The sequence below is a fragment of the Micromonospora sp. CNZ297 genome (assembly GCF_007827625.1).
In genome coordinates this window covers 42,021-62,549 of the sequence record NZ_VISU01000006.1, presented here as the reverse complement: position 1 = coordinate 62,549, position 20,529 = coordinate 42,021, and the positions used below count along the sequence as shown (strand labels likewise).

The window sequence follows — 20,529 nt, the reverse complement described above, 5'->3', positions numbered from 1 at the left end:
TCGCGGGAGCACCGCCCGCCGCAGGTCAGGCGATGACGCGGACCCGCTCGGCCTGCGGACCCTTCTGCCCCTGCGCGATCTCGAACTCGACGCGCTGGCCGTCGTCGAGCGCCTTGTAGCCGTCCATCTCGATCGCGGAGAAGTGGACGAAGACGTCCTGCCCGCCGTCGACGGCGATGAAGCCGTAGCCCTTTTCGGCGTTGAACCACTTCACGGTGCCCTGTGCCACGGTGCACTTCCTCACTCTGCGCGGCGTTCCAACACCCGGAAACCGGCGGACCGGCACCGGTGGCGCACCGGTCCAGCGATCGGCGACGCTGAATTCGGTGACCGAAATCGCACGCTACACGAGGCGTGACGACGGCGCACGACCACAAATCGGGCATATTCCGGGGCGTACCCGGGCCTGTCGCACACCCGCCGCGGACCGTCCGGTATGCATGCGGCATGACCAGCGTGAGCACCACGACCACCGTCCGCCGGGTCCGGCCGGAGGACGCCGGCCGGATGCGGGCGCTCCGGCTGGAGATGCTGGCCGACTCCCCGCTGGCCTTCCTGGAGACGGTGGCCGAGGCCGCCGCCCGGCCGCACGCGGAGTTCGCGGCCCGGGTCGCGGCCGTCTCCCGGGGCGACCACACCGCGCAGTTCGTGGCCGACCCGGGCGGCCGTCTGGTCGGCCACGCCGGCGGCATCGCCGCGCCGGACGAGCCGGGCCTGACGCTCGTCTACGCGGTCTACGTGACGCCGGCCCGGCGGGGCAGCGGCCTGCTGGCGGCGCTCGTCGACGAGGTGGCGGCCTGGTCGCGCGCCTGCGGACGGCCCGAGCTGATGATGGAGGTGGTGGTCGGCAACGACCGCGCCTACCGGGCCTATCAGAAGCTGGGCTTCGTGGACACCGGCGTACGCGTGCCGCACCCCCGGATCGCCGGTCTGCACGAGCTGCAGATGCGCCGCCCGGCCTGAGCCGGCGCGGCGTTAATAAGGGGCCCCTCCTCTACCGGAGGCGTTAAGAAGGGGCCCCTCCTTTCAGACGTGCCGGCGGCTCTGCACGATGCGGAACCGGTTGGCCACGTACGCGCCGTCGGTCAGCGCCGAGTTGGCCGCCGCGTTCGCGCCCGAACCGTGGAAGTCGGAGAACGCCGCCGACTGGTTGACGAACACCCCGCCGGTCAGGTTGCAGGACAGGTGCACCCCGGCGTCGATCGCCGCCGCCTCGGCCGCGTCCAGCACCGCCTCGTTCGTGGAGTAGACGCCCGCGGTCAGCGCGCCCTTCTCCCCCACCGTCTCGCGCAGGATGCGCAGGCTGTGCTCGGTGGAGTCGGTGGCGATGGCGAACGAGATCGGCCCGAACCACTCCCGCGAGTAGGTGGCGGTGTCGGACGCGTCGAGCTTCACCACAGTCGGCGTACGCACCACCGCGCCGGGGAAGGACGGGTGCTCGACGGTGCGCGACTCCAGCACCGGCTCGCCGACCTTGGTGACCTCCTCCAGCCGCTCCAGCACGCCGTCGTTGACGATCGCGCCGGTCAGCTCGACGCCCCGGGCCGGGTCGGCGGTCAGCTTGGCGACCGCGCCGGCGATCCCGGCCGCCACCTCGTCGAAGCTCTTGTGACCCTGGTCGGTCTCGATACCGTCGCGCGGGATCAGCAGGTTCTGCGAGGTGGTGCACATCTGGCCGCTGTACAGCGTCAGCGTGAAGCCGAGGTTGCGGCAGAGCCCGGCGAAGTCGTCGGTGGAGTCGATCACCACCGTGTTCAGGCCGGCCTTCTCGGTGTAGACGGCGGCCTGCCGGGCGTTCGCCTCCAGCCAGTCGCCGTACTCGGTGGAGCCGGTGAAGTCGACGATCTTCACGGCCGGGTGCAGGGCCAGCGTGGTGGCGAGCTTCTCGCCGTCGGTCTCGGGGGCGAGCTGCACCAGGTTCGGGTCGAAGCCGGCCTCGGCGAGCACCTGCCGGGCGTACTTGACGGTGATCGCCAGCGGCAGCACCGCGCGCGGGTGCGGCTTCACCACGACCGGGTTGCCGGTGGCGAGCGAGGCGAACAGACCGGGGTACGAGTTCCAGGTCGGGAACGTGTTGCAGCCGATGACCAGCGCGACACCGCGCGGCACCACGTGGAACGTCTTGGTCATCCGCAGCGGGTCGCCCTTGCCCGCGGCCTTCTCCCAGCCGGCGGTGCCCGGGTGGCGGGTCATCTCGGCGTACGCGTAGGCGACCGCCTCCAGCGCGCGGTCCAGCGCGTGCGCGCCACCGGCCTGGAACGCCATCACGAACGCCTGGCCGCTGGTGAACTGCACCGCGTTGGCCAGCTCGAACACGTTGCGGTGCAGCCGGTCCAGGATCTCCAGGCAGACACCGGCCCGGGCCTGCGGGCCCGCGTCGCGCCAGGCGGGCAGCGCGGCGCTCGCGGCGGACACCAGCTGGTCGGCGCCCGCGTGCGGGTAGCGCACGTCCAGCGCCACCCCGAACGGGCTGGCCTCGGTGGCCACCGTGGTGCCGTCACCGGCCTGGTCGAGCGGGAAGTCCCCGCCCAGGTACGCCTCGAAGGCGGCCTTGCCGTCGGCGGCGGCGGTCTCGCCGTACACCCGGGGGCTGGGCGACTCGGGGTAGGCCGACCAGTACCCGCGCTCCGCGATGGCGGTCAGCGCCCGGTCGAGGGTCTCGCGGTGCCTGTCGTACAGGGGGTGCGGGGTCTCCGTCATGCCCGCCATCATGCAACAGAAAGGCACCAGATCAGTAGGGGCGTGTCACAACTCAGATCGTCAACTGCCAGTCGACCGAACCGGCGGCGGGGCGGAACCCGAGTTGCTCGTTGATCGCGATCATGTGGCGGTTCACGGCCGCGTTCCAGGTGTCGACGGCCCGCAACGCCGGTTCGTGCGCCAGCGCGTACGCCAGGTTCCCGGCCTTGCAGAGCAGGCCCAGCCGGTGGCCGCGGTGGCCGGGGTCGACGAGGGTGATCTGCTGCCAGGCGTGGTCGGTGCTGCTCGCGTCCAGGCTGAGCTGGGTCCACCCGACCAGGCGGCCGGTCGCCTCGTGCACCGCGCCGGTGTTGTACCGGCGTACGCCCCGGGCGTCCAGTGCCCGCTCCGCGTCCCGCACCCGCGCGGCGTCCATCTGCTCCGGCTCCCAGTCCAGCTCGCCCATCGGCGCGTCGAGCAGTAGCCGGCCCTCCAGGTAGGCGACGTCCGCGACGTACTCCTCGGGGGTGTGGTCGCGCCACCGCACCGGCCGGTAGCCGGTCGCCGCGGCGCGCGCGTCGGCCAGCAGCGCGGCGAGCCGGTCACGGTCGAGCCCGGCCACGTCGAGGCGGCGGCGGACGTCGGCCAGCGCCGGCTTGGCGCCCACGGCGGCGGCGAACGCGGCACCGGGGAAGACCCGCCCCTCCTCGCCGGGCAGCGCGGCGACGGTAGCGCCGACCAGTCGTTTGCCGCCGTGCTCCCGCAGCAGCCGGACGCCGTGGTCGTGCAGCGTGCGCCCGATGCCCTGCCGCCGGTACGCCGGGTCCACGGTCAGCTCGACGCTCGCGTTCTCGGTGTTGTCGATCGTGTGCAGGTAGAGCCGGAGCCAGCCGACGGGCTGCCCGTCCAACCGGGCCACCAGCCAGCGCGTGTCGATGCCGGGCATCGGGTGCCGCAGCGGCGCCTCGAACCGCCGCCGGCAGAGGTCGGGCAGGTCCGGCTCGTCGACGGCCTGCGCGCCGCAGGCGATCCGGTAGACCGCGTCGAGCGTCTGCCGGTCGGTCGGATCCAGCGGCGTCACCGTGAGCGTCATGCCACCGAGGGTGCGCCGGACACAGCGAAGAGGCCAGCGGTTTTCCGCTGGCCTCTTCGGACGTTGGTCGGGAGGGACGTCCGCACAACGCCTCCGGCGTTGGGTCGCAAGAACTTGAAAAGTCTCCGGCGGATGCCCTCCCGCACGAAGCATCTTGCGCCGTCCGGTTCCTGCCGTCAAGTCCTTGAGGGCGGTTTTCTGGCACTCACCGCACATCACCGGTTACCCACCGGTCTCACCCGATCCCCCACCCGGGCGAGCCCCACCTCCCCCACCCGGCCACCCCCGCCGGTGGCGGAGGACCGGAGGGGTCAGGCCAGGAGGCCGGCGTCGCGGGCGGCGCGGAGGCTGGGCTTGATGCGGTGGGTGGGGCCGACCTGGGTGGCCACCGCGTCGAGCGTCTTCAGGCCCTCGCCGGTGTTGAACACCACCGTCTCGGCGGCCGGGTCGAGCCGGCCCGACTCGACCAGCTTGCGCAGCACCGCGACCGTCACGCCGCCGGCCGTCTCGGCGAACACCCCTGTGGTACGGGCGAGCAGCCGGATGCCCGCGCGGATCTCGTCGTCGTCGGCGTAGTCCATCCAGCCGCCGGTACGCCGCACCGCCTCCAGCGCGTACAGCCCGGCCGCCGGGTCGCCGATGTTCAGCGACTTGGCGATGCCGGCCGGCTTGACCGGCACGATCGTGTCGGTGTCGCCGTGCAGCGCGGTGGCGATCGGGTTGCAGCCGGCCGACTGCGCGCCGAACACCTTCCAGCCGCCGGCCGGCGCCTCGACCAGCCCGATCTCGACCAGCTCGGCGAACGCCTTGTCGATCTTGGTGAGAAGTTCGCCGCTGGCCATCGGGATGACCACCTGGGCCGGGATCCGCCAGCCGAGCTGCTCGGCCACCTCGTAGCCGAGCGTCTTGGAGCCCTCCGCGTAGTAGGGCCGGACGTTCACGTTGACGAACGCGGTGTCCTCGAACTCGTCGGTCTCCACCAGCTCGCCGCAGAGCCGGTTCACGTCGTCGTACGAGCCGTCGATGGCGACCAGGTCGCCGCCGTACACAGCGGTGGTGACGACCTTGCCCTGCTCCAGGTCGCCGGGGATGAAGACGATCGACGGCACGCCGGCCCGGGCCGCGTGCGCGGCGACGGAGTTGGCGAGGTTGCCGGTGGAGGCGCAGGCGTAGCGGGCGAAGCCGAGCGCGCGGGCCGCGGTGAGCGCCACCGAGACGACCCGGTCCTTGAACGAGTGGGTGGGGTTCGCGCTGTCGTCCTTGACCCAGAGCGGCGCGGTGAGCCCCAGTTCGGCCGCGAGGTGCGGGGCGGCGACGAGCGGGGTCAGCCCCGGGTCGAGCGTGACCCGGGTGGCCGGGTCCTGACCGGCCGGCAGCAGCGCCGCGTACCGCCAGATGTTGTCCGGACCGGCCTCGATCTGCTCACGGGTGACGGTGGCGAGCGCGGCGGTGTCGTAGTCGACCTCCAGCGGCCCGAAACACTCGTAGCAGGCGTGCTGCGCGGCGAGCGGGTACCGCGCCGAACAGGCACGGCAGACCAGGGCGCGGGCCGGGCTGAGGGTGGTGTCGATACCGGTGGCGACGGGAAGCGTCGACGTCATGTCGAGGAGTTCCTCTCATCTTTCCCCGCATCGCCGGGTGCGGCGGGGACGGAATTGGCACCTGCCCGCTGTCGCTCGTCGTCGAGCGTGCGGGTGGTTGCCGGGGCGTCGTCGGGCCGTATCCCTCAGCCCCTCTGGATGAGGTATTCAGTTGTGCCGCCGAGTCTAGGCGCTGCTCACGGCCGCGCCACCTCGGGATCCCACGCTGTGGGCCGGCTCGGCGTCCGACCACCGCGACCGGCTCCACCACAGCGGGCTACCCGGGCCTGCTCGATGCGGTCCTCGCCGAGCGCGGCCGAGTGGCATGATCACCCGATGCGGAGATCGGCGCGCCTGATCGGCGCCCTCACCGGCGTGACGCTGATGGCAGCCTGCGCCCCGGCGCAGGGGCCCGCGGAAGGACTGTCCGATCCGATGCCCACGGCGCCGCCCCGGCCGGGTGCCCCCACGGCCGAGCCGACGCCCGCCGCCACCTGCTCCCCGGAGGGCGTCGCGATCACCGAGCTGGGGGTGAGCGCCGCGATGGGGCTGCGGGCGATGGGCCTGGACCTGCTCAACTGCGGCGACCGGCCGTACGAGCTGCGCGGCTATCCGGCGGTCGCGCTCCGGGACGCCGACGGCGACCCGATCGAGGTGCGGATCATCCCGGGCGCCAAGCCGATCACCTCCGGCTTCGACCACCCGCCCACCCGGATCGTGCTGGCCCCCGGCGAGCGGGCCGGCGCGGCGCTGATCTGGCGGAACCTGGTCACCGACGCGACGGTGCCGGCGACGAACGGCACCGGACTCGACGTCGCGCCGGTGGCCGGCCGGCCGGCGCACCCGGTCGCCCTGGACGGGCCGATCGACCTCGGCAACACCGGCCGGCTGGGCGTCAGTGCGTGGGAGCGCCGCAAGCCCGGCCCGGCCGACACGCCCACGCCGGCCGCCCCGCCCCCGCCCACGACTCCGCCGGTCAATCCGCTGTAGGAACCAGAGCCCGGCACGGGAGCACTCCGACCGGGATCTGGTTCGGCGCGAACGCTCAGACCGGGACCGAGGCCGGCGCGGCGGCGGGCTCGGTCGCGGTGGACCGGCGGCGGGCCAGCAGCGCGTCGAGCGCCCAGTTTCCCGGGCCGAGCACCGCGACCAGCAGGAACGACCAGCAGAAGAGCGCGGCCAGCTCGCCGCCGTTCTGCATCGGCATCAGGTGGTGCGGCTGGTGCACCACGAAGTACGCGTACGCCATCGAGCCGGAGGCGAGCAGCGCGGCCGGCCGGGTGAACAGGCCGACGAGGACCAGCGCGCCGCACACGAGCTGGATCAGCGCCGCCCACCAGCTGGGCCAGGTGGCGAACGGGACGGCACCGCCGGTGGCCGGGTTGCCGCCGAACAGGCCGAAGATCGAGGCGGCGCCGTGGCAGAGGAAGAGCAGGCCGGTGACGATGCGGAACAGGGACAGCACGGGGTCTTTCAGCTGCGCCGGGATCATAGGGAACCTCCTGGTACGGGTGCCGGACGCCGTCCAGGATGGCGGGAGTATTGATTGATGTTAATCGATATCTTTGCAGGCGGGACAATCACATGGGAACGCTCCCATGATATGGGCCGAGGCGCTCCCGTGGTGACCCCGTCCGGGTCACCTCAGCTCGTGACGTCCTTGCGGGTGAAGCGCCAGAAGGCCAGGCCCCAGAACAGCGTGGCGTAGACGACCGCCGAGAACGCGCCCTTGACCACGTCGTCGGTCTGCATCGGCGTCGACAGCAACCCCAGCCAGGCGCTGCTGTAGTGGGTCGGCAGCAGGTTCCGCAGCCCGCCCAGCGCGGTGATCTGGTCCAGGATGCTGGACAGGATCCACAGCAGCACCGCGCCGCCGACCGCGCCGAGCGCGGCATCGGTGGTCACCGACAGCAGGAACGCCAGTCCGGCCACCACCAGCAGCACGACCGCGAGATAGCCGAGCACGCCGAGCAGCCGCAGCAACCCGTCCGCCGGCGCCAGCTCGGCCGAGACCTGGCTGCTCAGCGGCTTCCAGCCGTACCGGAGCGTGCCGGCGAGCAGCGCGGTGCCGGCCAGCAACAGCAGGGCCAGCCCGGAGTACGCGAGCGCGACGACCAGCTTCACCGCGAGCAGCCGGGCCCGGGGCACCGGCACCGCCAGCAGGTAGCGCAGGCTGCCCCAGCTCGCCTCGCTCGCCACCGTGTCGCCGCAGAACAGCGCCACCACCACGACCAGCAGGAACGACGCGGACACCAGGATCGAGAACAGGGTGAAGTTGAGCCCGCCCGACGTGGCCAGGTCGGCCAGGCTGGAGAACTCGCCCCGCCCGCCGCCGTCGTCGTCCCCGGCGTCGAACTGGAACGCCACCAGGATGATCAGCGGCAGCAGCACCATGAACCCCAGCGCGAGCTGGGTACGCCGGCGCGACGCCTGCCGCCGGAACTCCGCGCCGAACGGGAGCGTGGCCGAGGGCCGGTAACCGGCCGCCGCCCCGCCCGCGCCCGGCGCCGCCGTACCGGACGTGCCGCCACCAGGCGACGATGCCACAGACGAACCCGCCATCACCGGTCCCCGCTTCCCCGAGAGTTCTCGCCCACCAGGGCGAGGAACGCGTCCTCCAGGCGGCGCCGGGGCACCACCCGGTCCACCCCGATGCCGGCGCGGACCAGTTCGGCCACCACCTCGCTGCGGGCGGTGCCGTTGGTGTCGACCACCAGCCCGCCCTCGGCGTCGGGCAGCACCCGTACGCCGTCGAGCCGGTCGAGCACCGTACGCGCCGCGTCCGGGTCGCTCACCTCGAACAGCACGCTCGGCGACTCGCCGACGATCTCCTCCACCGGGCCGGACGCCACGATCCGCCCCTTGTTCACCACCACCGCGTGCGTACAGGTCTGCTCCACCTCGGCCAGCAGGTGGCTGGAGACCAGCACCGCCCGGCCGTCGGTGGCGTAACGCTGGAGCACCCGGCGCATCTCGGCGATCTGCGGCGGGTCCAGCCCATCCGTCGGCTCGTCCAGCACCAGCAACTCGGGCAGGCCGAGCATGGCCTGGGCGATGGCCAGCCGCTGCCGCATGCCGTGGCTGTACTTCTTCGTCCGCCGGTGCACCGAGTCGCCCAGGCCGGCGATCTCCAGCGCCTCGTCGAAGTGCGCGTCCTCCCACGGCCGCCCGGTCGCCCGCCAGTACGCCTTGAGGTTGTCCAGGCCGGACAGGTGGGGCAGGAAGCCCGGCCCCTCGACCAGCGCGCCGATCCGGGACAGCACCGGTGAACCCGGCACCAGCCGGTGACCGAAGACGTAGATCTCCCCGGCGGTGGGCTGGGTCAGCCCCATCAGCACCCGCAGCGTGGTCGTCTTGCCCGCGCCGTTGGGTCCGAGCAGGCCGACCACCTGGCCGGGGTGCACCTCGAAGTCCACGTCGGAGACCGCGACGAAGCCGTCCGCGTACTCCTTGCGCAGGTTGCGCACGGCGAGCGGGACGCCCGCGTACTCCGGGTGCACGGAGTCGTCCTGGCGACGGTGCCGGCGGCGGGTGAGCAGCACGACCACGACGAGCCCGGCCACGATCGCGACGAGCAGGCCGGCCAGCGCCCAGCGCCAGATCGCGGCGGTGGTGGGGATCGGCGTGGCGTCGACGGTGGGCAGCGTCAGCGGCCCGTCGGCGAGCGCCACCGTGTGCACGGCCGGTTCGGCGGGCGAGGCGTACGCCTGGTCCGACGTCGCCACCACGAGCCGCAGCCGGTGCCCGGCCTCGACCCGCCGGACGATCCCCGGCAGCGTCACGGTGACCGGCGTGGCCGCGTCGACGGTGGCCGGCAGGCCGGTCAGGCGCACCGGCGCGACCAGGCCGGACGGCAGCGTGGCCGCGCCCTGCGGGTCGACGTCGTAGAGCTTCACGAACAGCACCGCCTCGCCGGTCGGTGAGGCGGCCCTGATCCGCACGGTGGGCGCGCCCACCACGTCGACCGGCTCGTCCAGCGGCGCCGACTCGAAACGGGCGTGCTGGCCGGGGATGTCACCGGCGACGCCGTCCAGCAGCGAGCCGAGCGCGCCTGCGAACGGCACCGAGGAGATCGCCGCCGGGTTGCCGTTCGGCGGTACGGCGACCGGCTGGGGCGGACCGGCGAGCGTCACCTCGCGGCGGTCCTGCCCGGCCAGCCCCGGGTAGTCGGCGGTACGGAAGCCGGTCGCCACCAGGCCCCGGTCGAGCGCGTCGAACCCGGCGATCCGGGAGAACGTGAACGTGTCGCCGGGCGCCGCCCCGTCGCCCTTGACGTAGTGGTCGAGCCACTGCGCGGTCAGGAACTTCACCCGGTCGGAGTCGGAGGTGGGTCCGGAGCCGCCGTCGTGGCCGCCGGTGAACCAGGCGACCCGTACCGGGGTGCCGGCGGCGGCGATGCCCCGGGCGTTGGCGTCCGCCTCGGCCAGCGGGAACAGCGTGTCCGCCTCGCCCTGCACCAGCAACGTCGGCGACTTGATCCGGTCCAGCACGCCGGCCGGCGACGACCGGCGCAGCAGTTCGACCGCCGCCGCGTCGGCCCGGCCGGTGGTGGCGATGCGCAGGTACGCGGCACAGACGTCGGCCGCGAAGCGCCCGCAGGACGGGTCGGCGGCGCCGGCCGGCGCGCGACCGGCACCGGTGCCCGGCCCGGCGCCCGGCTGCGGGCTCGGCGGGCCGGCCGACTCGGGTGCGCCCTCCGGTGCGGCGGCGGTGGCCCCGGAGAGCCCGGCCGGGCCGGATCCGGCGTTCCCGCCGCCGCCGAAGAAGATGCCCGCCCAGCCCTTCTTGAACACGCCGTCGGTGGGCTGCCGGCCGCTGCTCTCCGGCAGGAATGCGCGGGACAGGTCGTTCCAGGTGATCATCGGGACGATCGCGTCGATCCGCTGGTCCTGCGCGGCGAGCAGCAGGGCCAGGCCGCCGCCGTACGAGCCGCCGACCACACCGACCCGGGGGTCGCCGGCCGCGTCGAGGCGGATGTCCGGCCGCTGCGCGAGCCGGTCGAGCAGCCGCTGCGCGTCCCGCACCTCGTAGTCGGGGTTGTCCAGGTGGATCTGGCCGCCGCTGCGCCCGAACCCGCGGGCGGTCCAGGTGAGCACCGCGTACCCGCGGGCGACCAGGTCCTCGGCGTCGGAGCGGACCGAGTCCTTGGTCCCGCCGAAGCCGTGCGCCAGCAGCACCGCCGGCACCCGGTTCGACGACGAGGCGTCCTCCGGCAGGTAGAGCGTGGTGTCCAGGTCGACCGGCTCGTCGCCGGAGGGCCCGGAACGCACTGTCACCAGGGCCGGCTCGGTCCGGAAGTCCGCGCCCTGCGGCCGGGCCACCCAGACCAGCGCGGCGGCGACGAGGACGACCACCACCACTGCGGCGACGATGCGGCGCGGATGGCCGGCCAGGGCGCGCCGGAGCCGCGCGGCGGTTGATCTCATGCGCCACACGGTACGGGCCGACGGCTGAGCATTCGCTGAGATCCGCCGTACGTCTGTCCGGTTGCACCGATCGTCGCGTAGCGTCCGTCATCCGCCAAAGGTCCAGAGCATCCCAGCGGGACGTATTCGGATCATGTGAATTCACATCTACAGGCGCAAACCATCGTCGATGTCATTTCTCGGCGACACGATCACACGCTACGTACCTTTCGCCCTGACGCAGGGTCACCCAAAATGGACTGACGTGAAGCCGACTCATCGGCCGAGGTCTGACGCGCGTCCGGTTCGGCTACTTTTCCGGTCCGGTGCACGGGACTGCGTACGGCGACCTCCCGGGGCACCGATCGCCCCGCCGTCGCCGGAGGAGACACACCATGACAGTCCCCGCGTCGCGGGTTCGCCGGCGGCCCGCCGTACCGGGCCGCACGCTCGCCCTGGTGCTGGTGCTGGCGCTGCTGGCCCCGCTCGGGCTGATCTTCGTCCAGGCCGAACGCGACTTCGCCGACGACCACGACCTGGTGAGCCGGGAGCGGCTCGGCGTCCGCTACCTGCGCGCCCTCGGGCCGGTCACCGACACGCTGGTGGAGGCCCAGGCCATCGCCGTCGCCGAAGGGGCCGTCTCCCGGGCCTCGCTCGCCGCCGCCATCGAGGGCGTCGCGGAGGTGGACAACGCCGTCGGCGACGAGCTGCGCACCCACGAACGCTGGGCCGGGCTGCGGGCCAAGCTGGAGGCGCTGCCGGACCGCGGGATCGGTGACCCCGAGGCCGCGTACCGGGCCTACGGCGAGGCGTCCGACCTGCTCCTGGCCCTCTACCGGAAGGTACGGGAGAGCTCCGGCCTGATCCGCGACCCGCGCTCCGACTCGTTCTTCCTCCAGGACGGCATCGGCGGGGACCTGCCCACCGCGACGGTGCTGGCCGGGCGGCTCGTCGACCTGGCCCGGCTGTCCGCCAAGCGCCCAGCCGCCGAACGCGCGCGGGTCGGCGCGGAGCTGGCCGAGCTGCGCGTCTCCGCGCTCGGTCCCGCCACCGACCTGGTCGCCGACCTGCGCTCGGCGGTCGACAGCTCGGAGAGCACCGACCTGGGCGCCAACGTGCTCACGCCGCTGGACACCTACCAGCGCTCACTGGAGACGTTCGCTGTCTACTCGGCGCCCGGCGCCGGCCGCTCCGCGCCGAGCACCGACCAGCTCACCCGCGCCGGGATCAGCGCGCAGAACGCCGCCAAGCAGCTCCGCACGGTCATCCTCGACCAGCTCGACGCGCTGCTGCGGGAACGACTCGACGCCCTGGAGCGGGACCGGCTGCTGGGCCGGATCGCCGCCGGGGCGGCGGTGGTGCTGATCGCCGGGATCGTCGCGCTGCACGTGGCCGCGCTGCGCCGGGACCGGTCCCGGGCCACCCCGGCACGCCGGGAACCGGCCGAGGCCGGGCCGGCGCCGACTGTCCACCCGGAGCCACCGCTCTCCGCGCCCGGGGCCGACCGCCAGCCGGTCGCGGTGGGGCACGGTGGCGACGCCGACCGGTGGAGGCCGTTCGATGCTGCTCGGTAGGTTACGCATCCGGGGCAAGCTCGCCCTGCTGGTCATCATTCCGCTGCTCAGCATGGTCGGACTCGCCGTACCGGTCGTCATCGACCGGGTCACCGCCGCCCGGGAGGCAGCCGACACCGCCGAGACCGTCCGCGTCGCCAGCCGGGTCGGCAGCCTGGTCCAGGACCTCCAGCAGGAACGCCTGCTGTCGGTCGGGCTGCTGCTCGGGCGGGTGAGCCGGACCGAGCTGATCCAGAAGTCGGCCACCGTCGACGACCGGGTCGCGGACCTGCGCGCCGAGACGCTGCCGACGGCGGTCCGCAAGAGCCTCGACGGGGTACGCCGGCTGGAGGACGTCCGCAACGCCACGCTCGGCGGCCGGGCCACACCGCAGCAGATCCTGACCGTGTTCGGCGAGGTCGACACCGCCCTGATCGACGCGCTACGGCTGCCCTTCCAGGTGGACACCGACACCGCGGCCGGACGGCAGGTGCTCGCCCTGGACGCGCTGCTGCGCGTCGACGAGGCACTGAGCTCGTGCACCACGCAGATCGTGCTGGTGAAGGCGACGGGCGATCCGCAGGTGGCCCGGTCGTTCGTGGCCTGCATGGCGGGGCTCAACGTCGACAACCGGCGGTTCCGCAAGCTGATCACGCCGGAGCAGCTGAAGGTGGCCGAGCTGGACGACGCGGCGGTGGCCGCCCGGACCAGCCCGACGTTCCTGGTGGACAGCCTCCGGGATCCGGACAAGGCGATCGCGCCGGTGCCGCTGGACGTGCTGTTCCCGTCGGCCCGGTCGATGATCACGCTGGGCCAGTTCGTGGAGAAGAAGGTCGTCGCGGACGTCATCGCGGAGACCCGCGCCCGGGAACGGGAGGCCCTGACCGCGGCCTGGCTGGTCAGCCTGGCGGCGGCGGCGATCCTGCTCGTCGTGGTGCTGCTGAGCATGACGGTGGCGCGTACGGTGGCCCGGCCGCTGAGCCGGCTCACCCGCTCCGCCGAGCGCGTCGCCCGGGTCACCGAGGCCGAGCTGACCCGGGTCGCCGACGACGAGTCCGAGACGGTCCCCCCGGTACGCCTCGACCCGGTGGAGGTCAGCGCCCGGGACGAGATCGGCGACCTGGCCCGCGCGTTCGACCGGGTGCAGCACACCGCCGCCCGGCTGGTCGAGCGGCAGGTCGCCGGGCGGCGCAACGTGGCGCAGATGTTCGGCCACGTCGGCCGGCGTACGCAGAACCTCGTCGGCCGCCAGATCGCGCTCATCGACCGGCTGGAACGCCAGGAGACCGACCCGGGCCGCCTGGAGCACCTCTATCGACTGGACCACATCTCCAGCCGGCTGCGCCGCAACGCGGGCAGCCTGGTGGTGCTCTCCGGCGCCACCGGCTCGGACGGTCACGTGGCGCCGGTCCCGCTGGCCGACGTGGTCCGGCTCGCGCTCGGCGAGATCGAGGACTACACCCGCGTCGACGTGGAGGTACCGCCCGGCGTGGCGGCGGCCCCCGCCATCGCGGGCGACCTGGTGCTGACGCTCGCCGAGCTGATGGAGAACGCCACCTCGTTCTCGCCGCCGCACACCCGTGTGGTGGTGACCGGTGAGCTGACCGAGGGCGGCGCACGACTTGTCGTGGTCGACCACGGTATCGGCCTGACCGAGGACCGGATGACCGAGGAGAACGCCCGGTTCACCCGGCGGGAACGCCTCGACCTCGCCCCGACCGAGGTGCTCGGCCTGTTCGTGGTCGGCCGGCTGGCCCGCCGGCACGGCTGGAGCGTCCGGCTGAGCCACACCCCCGGTAGCGGCGTCACCGCCGCCCTGGAGATCCCGGGCGCCTCGCTCGTGATCCGCCGCCCCGAGCCGGTCGGCGCCGGCGCCGGCCGGGCCGCCGTGCCCGGCACCCGCGAGCCGGAGCCACCGGCCGTCGAGGCGCCGTCCGGCTTCGACGCCGAGCTGCTGACCCGGGCCACGCGCAGCATGTCCAGCGGCGACCCGTGGAACGCCTTCGGCCACCAGGCCGACACCGCGGAGCCGATCGAGGACCAGGGCCAGGCCACCGGCGGTCCGCCGCCGGCCTGGCCGCCGTCGGGCACCCGGCCGGCCGGACCGGCGGCGCGTCCCGGGCACGTCTCCCCGCCGACACCGGTCGTCGGCCCGGCCCCGGCCGCTCCCCCGGCCGCCGGGCCGGCGACCGGCCCGACCCTGACGCCGCCGGCCACCCGCCCGGCCCCGGCGCCCGCCGGGTCATCCCCGGTCATGCCGGCGCCGACCGGGCCGAACCCGGTCGGGCCGCCCGCCGGGCGGCCCGGTACCCGCTCGCCGATCCGGCAGCGGGTGCCCGGCGCGAACCTGCCGGCCACCCCGCCCGCCGGTCCGGCCGGACCGGCCACCGGCGGACCGCTGATCGGCGTACCGGCGGACCCGTCGAGCGTCCGGGCCCTGGTCGAGGCGTTCCAGGACGGGGTACGGCGGGCCGAGGGCGACGTCGACCACGCGCCCCCGGCTGCGGAACGGCCCCGGCTCAGCCGCCGGGTGCCCGGCGCGAACCTGTCCGTCTCCCCGGCGCAGTCCGTGCCCCCCACCAGCTCCGACCCCGGCGACCCCGTCGAGGTACGCAACCGGATCAGCGAGTTCGAGGCGGGCGTCGCCCGTGCTCTGCGCGAAGTCAGTACCGACCGCCGCTACGAAGAGGACCCATCACGGTGACCAGCCCCTTCCTCCACGAGAACGTCGAACAGAGCACCACCGGCGACCTCAGCCCCGAGGCACGCACCTTCAACTGGCTGCTCGACTCGTTCACCTCCAGCACCGCCGGGGTGATGGAGGCGATCGCGGTCTCCTCGGACGGGCTGCTGATGGCCATGTCCGCGATCAAGGACCGGTCCAACGCGGAACGGCTCGCCGCGGTGGTCTCCGGCATGACCAGTCTCGCCGGGGGCGCGGCGAGCTGGTACGCGCTCGGCGCGCTCAACCGGGTGATCGTCGACATGGCCGAGGGATACCTGCTGATCAGCGCGATCAGCAGCGGCTCGGTGCTCGGCGTCGTCGCCGACCGCACGGCGAACCTGGGCACCGTGGCGTACGAGATGACGCTGTTCGCCGGCCGCGCCGGCGGCGCCCTGAGTCCGCGCCTGATCGCCGAGCTGAAGAACGCCGTACAGCAATGATCCCAGGGGCCGCCGGCGCGGACCCGGAGCCGGAACCCGGCGTCCGGATCCGCCCCTTCCTGCACGCGTCCGCTCCGGTGCCGGAGCCGGACGCGGGCGACGGGGAGCCGACCGGCCCACGCCCCTTCGTGCTGACCTCCGGACGGGTGGACGGCGACCCGGCGATCGGCCTGGAGACCCAGGTCACCGCTCGTCCGGGCAGCACCTCGTGGGCGGTGACCGCCCGGTTGGCCCCGGAGCTGGCGGCGATCGTCGCGATCTGCGCCGAGCCCGTCTCGGTGGCCGAGATCTCCGCCCGGACCCGGATGCACTTCGGGGTGACCCGGGTGCTGGTCGGCGACCTTCGCGCCGCCGGCCATCTCGACGTGCACGTCGCGGACGTCGACGACGCCCTCGATCCCGACATCATCCTGCGAGTGATTGATGGACTTCGTGCGATCTCCTGAATGGCCGGCGGCCGCCACGGGTGGGCCGGCCGCCAACAGCGCCCCGAGCCGCTACGGCGGCCCGGCGCCGCTGATCGGCCGGGCCACGCCACCCCCGCCCACGCCGCCACTGCCGTACCTGCCGCCGGGTGTGCCGCCGGCCGAACCTGCCCCGATCGTCAGCCGGGTACCGGCGCCCCGGCCGCCGATCCCGGTCAAGATCCTCATAGCCGGCGGGTTCGGGGTCGGCAAGACCACCACTGTCGGCGCGATCTCCGAGATCGCGCCGCTGACCACCGAGGCGGAGATGACCACCGCCGGCATCGGCATCGACGACCCGGGCGGGGTCGCCGGCAAGACCACCACCACCGTCGCCATGGACTTCGGCTGCGTGACCATCGACCGCAGCCTGAAGCTCTACCTCTTCGGTACGCCCGGCCAGGCGCGCTTCGGGTTCATGTGGGACGACCTGGCCCGGGGCGCGCTCGGCGCGCTCGTGGTGGTGGACAGCGCCCGGCTCGACGACTGCTACCCGGCGATCGACTTCTTCGAGCGGTCCGGCCTGCCGTTCGCGGTGGGCGTCAACGCCTTCGACGGCCGGCTGGCCCTGGACCTGCCGTCGATCCGCTGGGCGCTGGCGATCGGCGAGCACGTGCCGCTGGTGCAGTTCGACGCCCGGGACCGCCTCTCGGTACGGGACGCCCTGCTCGTCGTCCTGGACCGTGCGCTGGACCGGGCCACCCGATCCCGGGCAGGCTGAACTCGCAGTCGTTTCGATCCGTTGTCTGGCGAAGGGGTGGACGCCATGAGAGGTGATCTGGACGAGACACTGGCCCGGATGGCACGGCGCGAGGAGGCGCTGCGCCGCCGGGCGCCGATGCCCGGCGAACCGGCCGGGACGCCCGAGCGGGACGTGCCCGTGGAGGCGGCGGACGAGCCGGGCGACGAGCGGGCGGGGCGCGGCGCGTACCGGCTGCGCGGTGGCGAGGCGCCGGTTCGGCGTGACCCGGTCGAGGAGGTCGCCGAGGCGGTCCGGAGGGTGGTGGCGGAGCACCCCGGGCTGGCCGTGACGCTGCGCGTGGAACTGGGCGAGCAGGCGTACCCGCTGCGGGTCTCCTGGTCCGGCGCGGCGGTGACGGTGGGCCCGGCGGCGCCGCCCGCGCCGCCGCCGGCGTGGCCCATGTCGGTGAAGACGGTGCCCGCGCCCGGCCACGACCCGCTGGAATCCGACCCGGCGGCCCGGCTGGCCGAGATGATCCGGCGCGACCCCTCGCTGCTGGACGACCCGGGCCCGCGCTGACCGGCACCCGATGATCGGGGCGGCTACTGTCGGCGGGTGGCCGAACCCGACCTGACCCTGACCGCGACGCTGCGGCCGGCCGCGCTCGACGCCCGCCGCGGCGTGGTGCGCCTGCATCCCGAGGTGCTCACCGCGCTGGCGCTGCGCCCCGGCGACCCGGTACGCCTGACCGGCCGCCGGGTCACCGCCGGCATCGCGGCCGCCGCCGAGCCGAGCACCAGCGGCGCCCTCCTGCACGCCGACGACCTGCTGCTGGGCAACCTCGGCCTGCGGGCCGGCGGCCAGGTCACTGTGAGCCCGCTGCCGGCGACCCCGGCACGCCGGCTCACCCTCTCCGGCCCGGCCGCTGTGGTCGCCGCGGTCCCGCCGGAGATGCTGCGGCTCGCGCTGCTGGGCAAGGTGGTCACCGCCGGGGACGACGTCTCGCTGCTGCCGCAGGACGTGCTGCCGGACGCCGCCGTGCGCGGCCTGATCGAGGCCGCGCGGCGCAGTCTGGCCAGTTCCGTCGGGTACGCCTGGACGAGCACGTTACTCACAGTCGTGTCGGCCGAACCGGCGGTCGGCGCGCTCGTCACCATGGACACGGTGGTGGGCTGGGAGCACGGCGCCGCCACCCGCGGCTCCGGCCCGGCGTCCTCGGCCTCCCCCGCGCGGTTCTCCGCCCCCGCCACGCCGCCCGGGACGGAACCCGACGGGGACCTGCTCGGTCCGGAGGACGCGCCCGACGTGGACGAACTGCCCGGCCTGCGCGCCCAGGCCGAGGAGCTGACCGAACTGCTGGATCTGGGCTTCCACCACCGTGAGGTGCTGGGCCGGCTCGGCACCACCGTCTCGCTCGGTGTGCTGGTGGAGGGCCCGGCGGGCTCGGGCAAGTCCGCGCTGGTGCGTGCCGTCGCCGCCCGGGTCGGCGCGGGCGTACGGCCGCTCTGGGCGCCCGAGCTGGCCGCGCTCAGCAATGACGCGGCGGCACGCCGGCTGCGCGAGGCCGCCTCGGCGGTACGCGCCGGTGGTCCCGCCGTGCTGCTGGTCACCGACGTGGAGTCGATCGCCCCGGCCGACGAGCCGGGCCCCCTGGCCACGGTGTTCCGCCAGGTGGTGGCCGAGACGCTGCGGGCCGGTGCCGCTGTGGTGTGCACCAGCGGACGCCCCGAGGCGGTGGATCCGGCGCTGCGCGGCCCGGACCTGCTCGCGCTGCGGATCACCGTGCCGCTGCCCGACGCGGCGCTGCGCCGGGAGCAGTTGACGGTGCTGACCCGTGAGGTGCCGCTCGCAGGTGACGTCCGGCTGGACGAGGTGGCCGCCCGTACCCCCGGGTTCGTCGCGGCGGACCTGGCGGCGCTGGTACGCGAGGCAGGGGTACGCGCGGCGCTGCGCCAGAAGACGGCGGAGACGCCGACGGTGGCGATGGCCGACTTCACCGCCGCGCTGGAGGTGGTCCGGCCGACCACGATGTCCGCGTCCACGCTGGAGCTGGCGTCGGTGACGCTGGACGACGTGGGCGGGTTGCACGAGGTCAAGCAGACGCTCACCGAGTCGGTGCTGTGGCCGCTCACCTATCCGGACACGTTCGCCCGGCTGGGTGTGACGCCGCCGCGCGGGGTGCTGCTCTACGGTCCGCCCGGCTGCGGCAAGACCTACCTGGTGACCGCGCTGGCCGGGTCCGGGCGGGCGAACGTGCTGTCGGTGAAGGGCGCGGAGCTGCTCTCGAAGTGGGTGGGTGAGAGCGAGCGGGCGGTCCGGGAGCTGTTCCGCCGCGCCCGCCAGGCCGCACCCACGCTCGTCTTCCTCGACGAGGTGGACGCGCTGGCCCCGGTACGCGGGCAGGCCACCGACGGCGGTACGACCGACCGGGTGGTGGCGGCGCTGCTGACCGAACTGGACGGGGTGGAGGCACTGCGCAACGTGGTGGTGGTCGGCGCGACCAACCGCCCCGAACTGGTCGACCCGGCGCTGCTGCGTCCCGGCCGGCTGGAACGGCTGGTCTACGTGCCGCCGCCGGACGGCCCGGCGCGTACGGAGATCCTCCGCGCCTCGGCCCGGGACGTCCCGCTCGCGCCGGACGTGGACCTCGACGCGCTCGGCGCGGAGCTGGACGGCTTCTCCGCCGCCGACTGCGCCGCGCTGATCCGGGAGGCGGCGCTGGCAGCCATGCGGGAGTCGCTGAGCGCGAGCACCGTGACCGCCGCGCACGTCGAGGCGGCCCGGAACCGGGTCCGCCCCTCCCTGGACCCGGTGCAGCTCGCGCACCTGGAGTCGTACGCCACGGGCCGGTCCTGACGAACCGGCCCGCCTCCGGTCAGCGCTCGTCGCGGCGGCGGGCGGCCGGGCGGCGAGGCCTCTCCGGGACACGGCGACGGCGCTCGGGTTCGCGCTGCCCGCGTGCCGTCCGGCTGCGGGCACGCTCCGGCTCGGTCAGGACCGGCTCGTCGGCGTACTCGTCGTCGTCGAAGTCGTTGCCCTCGTCGTAGGCGGCGTACTCGTCGTCGGCCGGCCCGGCGTCTCCCCGCTCCTCCCGGAGCGCGGTCTCGTGGTCCTTGACGACCTGGGAGTCCTCGATCTCGCCGCGCCAGCCCTCGACCGCGTCCGGGTCGAGCACGGTCCGGGTCATCACGTGCCGGACGAAGTGCTTCAGCTCCAGCCGGACCCGCCGGCCCTGCGCCCGCCACAGGTTGCCGGTGTGCTCGAAGAAGCCCTGCGGGTGGTACTCCAGCACGACCAGGATCCGGGTCAGCTCCGGGGCGACCTCGTGGAAGCTGACGGTGCCGTCGACCGAGCCCTTCTCGCCCTTCGACCGCCAGTGGACGAGCCGGTCCGGGATCTGCCGGACGATCGTCGACTCCCAGCTCCGGTGCGACCAGAGCACCTGCGCCTTCCAGGTCATCTTCTCGTCGGCGTCGCAGTCGGCCTGCTCGACCTTCTTCATGAAGCTCGGGAAGTCGCCGAACGTCGTCCACTGGTTGTAGGCGACCCGGACCGGCACGCCGACCTCGACGGTCTCGACGATGTTGGTGACCTTGAGCTTCTGGCCGCCGTCCCGGCCACCCTTGCGACCGAACGCCGCCATCAGCTTCTCCTTACCGCCGGCCAGGCCGGCATGGAACATCGCCCTCACCGGGGAGGCACCCTCGGCGAGCCGTTGCGCGCCGGTGGCGGCGGCGACCAGGCCAGGATCGCCGCCCTGCTTCGCGTACTCGCTCAGCCGCCCGGTGGCGTCGGTGACCCGTTCGGTGACCACCTGCACGGCCCGCTCACCGAGCGCGGAGGCGAGGTTGCGCAGCTCACCGCCGATCTGGTCGCGGGCCCGGTCGGCCAGGCTGCCCGTCGCCACG

General features: G+C 74.1%; 16 protein-coding genes, 2 pseudogenes and 1 riboswitch. Of the genes and pseudogenes, 9 read left to right on the top strand and 9 right to left on the bottom strand.

Features of this window, described 5'->3' with window-relative positions:
* Window positions 1-25 precede the first annotated feature (25 nt).
* Window positions 26-229 (bottom strand): cold-shock protein, encoded by a 204-nt coding sequence (locus FB454_RS13280; RefSeq protein WP_013288855.1) that lies wholly within the window; start codon window positions 227-229, stop codon window positions 26-28.
* A 218-nt stretch (window positions 230-447) separates the two neighbouring features.
* On the opposite strand from FB454_RS13280, the gene FB454_RS13275 reads away from it, so the two are divergent.
* Window positions 448-963, top strand: a complete 516-nt coding sequence (locus FB454_RS13275) for a GNAT family N-acetyltransferase (protein ID WP_013288856.1) — start codon at window positions 448-450, stop codon at window positions 961-963.
* A gap of 63 nt (window positions 964-1,026) precedes the next feature.
* Here FB454_RS13275 and paaN read toward each other — a convergent pair whose 3' ends face one another.
* The 3 genes from paaN to thrC form a co-directional block, all read right to left on the bottom strand.
* Entirely contained in the window at window positions 1,027-2,700 is a 1,674-nt protein-coding gene (gene paaN / locus FB454_RS13270) for a phenylacetic acid degradation protein PaaN (RefSeq protein WP_174361745.1), read from the bottom strand.
* Window positions 2,701-2,752: 52 nt separating this feature from the next.
* Window positions 2,753-3,772 (bottom strand): GNAT family N-acetyltransferase, encoded by a 1,020-nt coding sequence (locus FB454_RS13265; RefSeq protein WP_145823009.1) that lies wholly within the window; start codon window positions 3,770-3,772, stop codon window positions 2,753-2,755.
* A gap of 311 nt (window positions 3,773-4,083) precedes the next feature.
* Window positions 4,084-5,373: a threonine synthase gene (gene thrC / locus FB454_RS13260; RefSeq protein WP_013288859.1), complete on the bottom strand. Its 1,290-nt coding sequence runs from the start codon at window positions 5,371-5,373 to the stop codon at window positions 4,084-4,086.
* A gap of 12 nt (window positions 5,374-5,385) precedes the next feature.
* A riboswitch (SAM riboswitch) is annotated at window positions 5,386-5,518 on the bottom strand.
* A 170-nt stretch (window positions 5,519-5,688) separates the two neighbouring features.
* Between thrC and FB454_RS13255 the strand changes: the two genes are divergently transcribed.
* Window positions 5,689-6,342 carry a DUF4232 domain-containing protein gene (locus FB454_RS13255; RefSeq protein WP_232236699.1) on the top strand — a complete coding sequence of 218 codons (654 nt, stop codon included), beginning with the start codon at window positions 5,689-5,691 and terminating at the stop codon, window positions 6,340-6,342.
* 55 nt (window positions 6,343-6,397) lie between these two features.
* Here the strand turns inward: FB454_RS13255 and FB454_RS13250 are convergent, their stop codons facing one another.
* The 4 genes and pseudogenes from FB454_RS13250 to FB454_RS35355 all read right to left on the bottom strand — a co-directional run.
* Entirely contained in the window at window positions 6,398-6,844 is a 447-nt protein-coding gene (locus FB454_RS13250) for a DoxX family protein (RefSeq protein WP_013288861.1), read from the bottom strand.
* 152 nt (window positions 6,845-6,996) lie between these two features.
* Window positions 6,997-7,914, bottom strand: a complete 918-nt coding sequence (locus tag FB454_RS13245) for an ABC transporter permease subunit (RefSeq protein WP_013288862.1) — start codon at window positions 7,912-7,914, stop codon at window positions 6,997-6,999.
* Window positions 7,914-9,971, bottom strand: a pseudogene (locus tag FB454_RS13240) (ATP-binding cassette domain-containing protein); the annotation flags it as partial. The gene FB454_RS13245 and the pseudogene FB454_RS13240, both read right to left, overlap by 1 nt.
* Before the next feature lie 104 nt (window positions 9,972-10,075).
* Window positions 10,076-10,778, bottom strand: a pseudogene (locus tag FB454_RS35355) (alpha/beta hydrolase); the annotation flags it as partial.
* Window positions 10,779-11,152: 374 nt separating this feature from the next.
* Here FB454_RS35355 and FB454_RS13235 point away from each other — a divergent pair.
* Genes FB454_RS13235 through FB454_RS13205 form a run of 7 tightly spaced genes read left to right on the top strand, consistent with a single transcriptional unit; the run spans window position 11,153 to window position 19,477 of the window.
* Entirely contained in the window at window positions 11,153-12,331 is a 1,179-nt protein-coding gene (locus tag FB454_RS13235) for a hypothetical protein (protein WP_013288864.1), read from the top strand.
* A complete protein-coding gene (locus FB454_RS13230) occupies window positions 12,318-15,014 on the top strand; it encodes a nitrate- and nitrite sensing domain-containing protein (protein ID WP_145823008.1) in 2,697 nt (898 codons plus the stop codon). Before FB454_RS13235 ends, FB454_RS13230 begins: the two co-directional genes overlap by 14 nt.
* The gene (locus FB454_RS13225; protein WP_013288866.1) at window positions 15,011-15,475 is read left to right on the top strand and encodes a roadblock/LC7 domain-containing protein; all 465 of its coding nucleotides are present in this window, start codon (window positions 15,011-15,013) and stop codon (window positions 15,473-15,475) included. The genes FB454_RS13230 and FB454_RS13225 overlap by 4 nt, the downstream gene beginning before the upstream one ends.
* Window positions 15,472-15,921, top strand: coding sequence for a DUF742 domain-containing protein (locus tag FB454_RS13220; protein WP_013288867.1), 450 nt, complete (start codon window positions 15,472-15,474; stop codon window positions 15,919-15,921). Before FB454_RS13225 ends, FB454_RS13220 begins: the two co-directional genes overlap by 4 nt.
* Window positions 15,899-16,660, top strand: coding sequence for a GTP-binding protein (locus FB454_RS13215; RefSeq protein WP_013288868.1), 762 nt, complete (start codon window positions 15,899-15,901; stop codon window positions 16,658-16,660). Before FB454_RS13220 ends, FB454_RS13215 begins: the two co-directional genes overlap by 23 nt.
* A 45-nt stretch (window positions 16,661-16,705) precedes the next feature.
* Window positions 16,706-17,200 carry a hypothetical protein gene (locus FB454_RS13210; RefSeq protein WP_013288869.1) on the top strand — a complete coding sequence of 165 codons (495 nt, stop codon included), beginning with the start codon at window positions 16,706-16,708 and terminating at the stop codon, window positions 17,198-17,200.
* Between the two features lie 36 nt (window positions 17,201-17,236).
* The gene (locus FB454_RS13205; protein WP_013475078.1) at window positions 17,237-19,477 is read left to right on the top strand and encodes an AAA family ATPase; all 2,241 of its coding nucleotides are present in this window, start codon (window positions 17,237-17,239) and stop codon (window positions 19,475-19,477) included.
* 19 nt (window positions 19,478-19,496) lie between these two features.
* Here the strand turns inward: FB454_RS13205 and FB454_RS13200 are convergent, their stop codons facing one another.
* Window positions 19,497-20,528, bottom strand: coding sequence for an SRPBCC family protein (locus FB454_RS13200; RefSeq protein WP_013475077.1), 1,032 nt, complete (start codon window positions 20,526-20,528; stop codon window positions 19,497-19,499).
* Window position 20,529 lies beyond the last annotated feature (1 nt).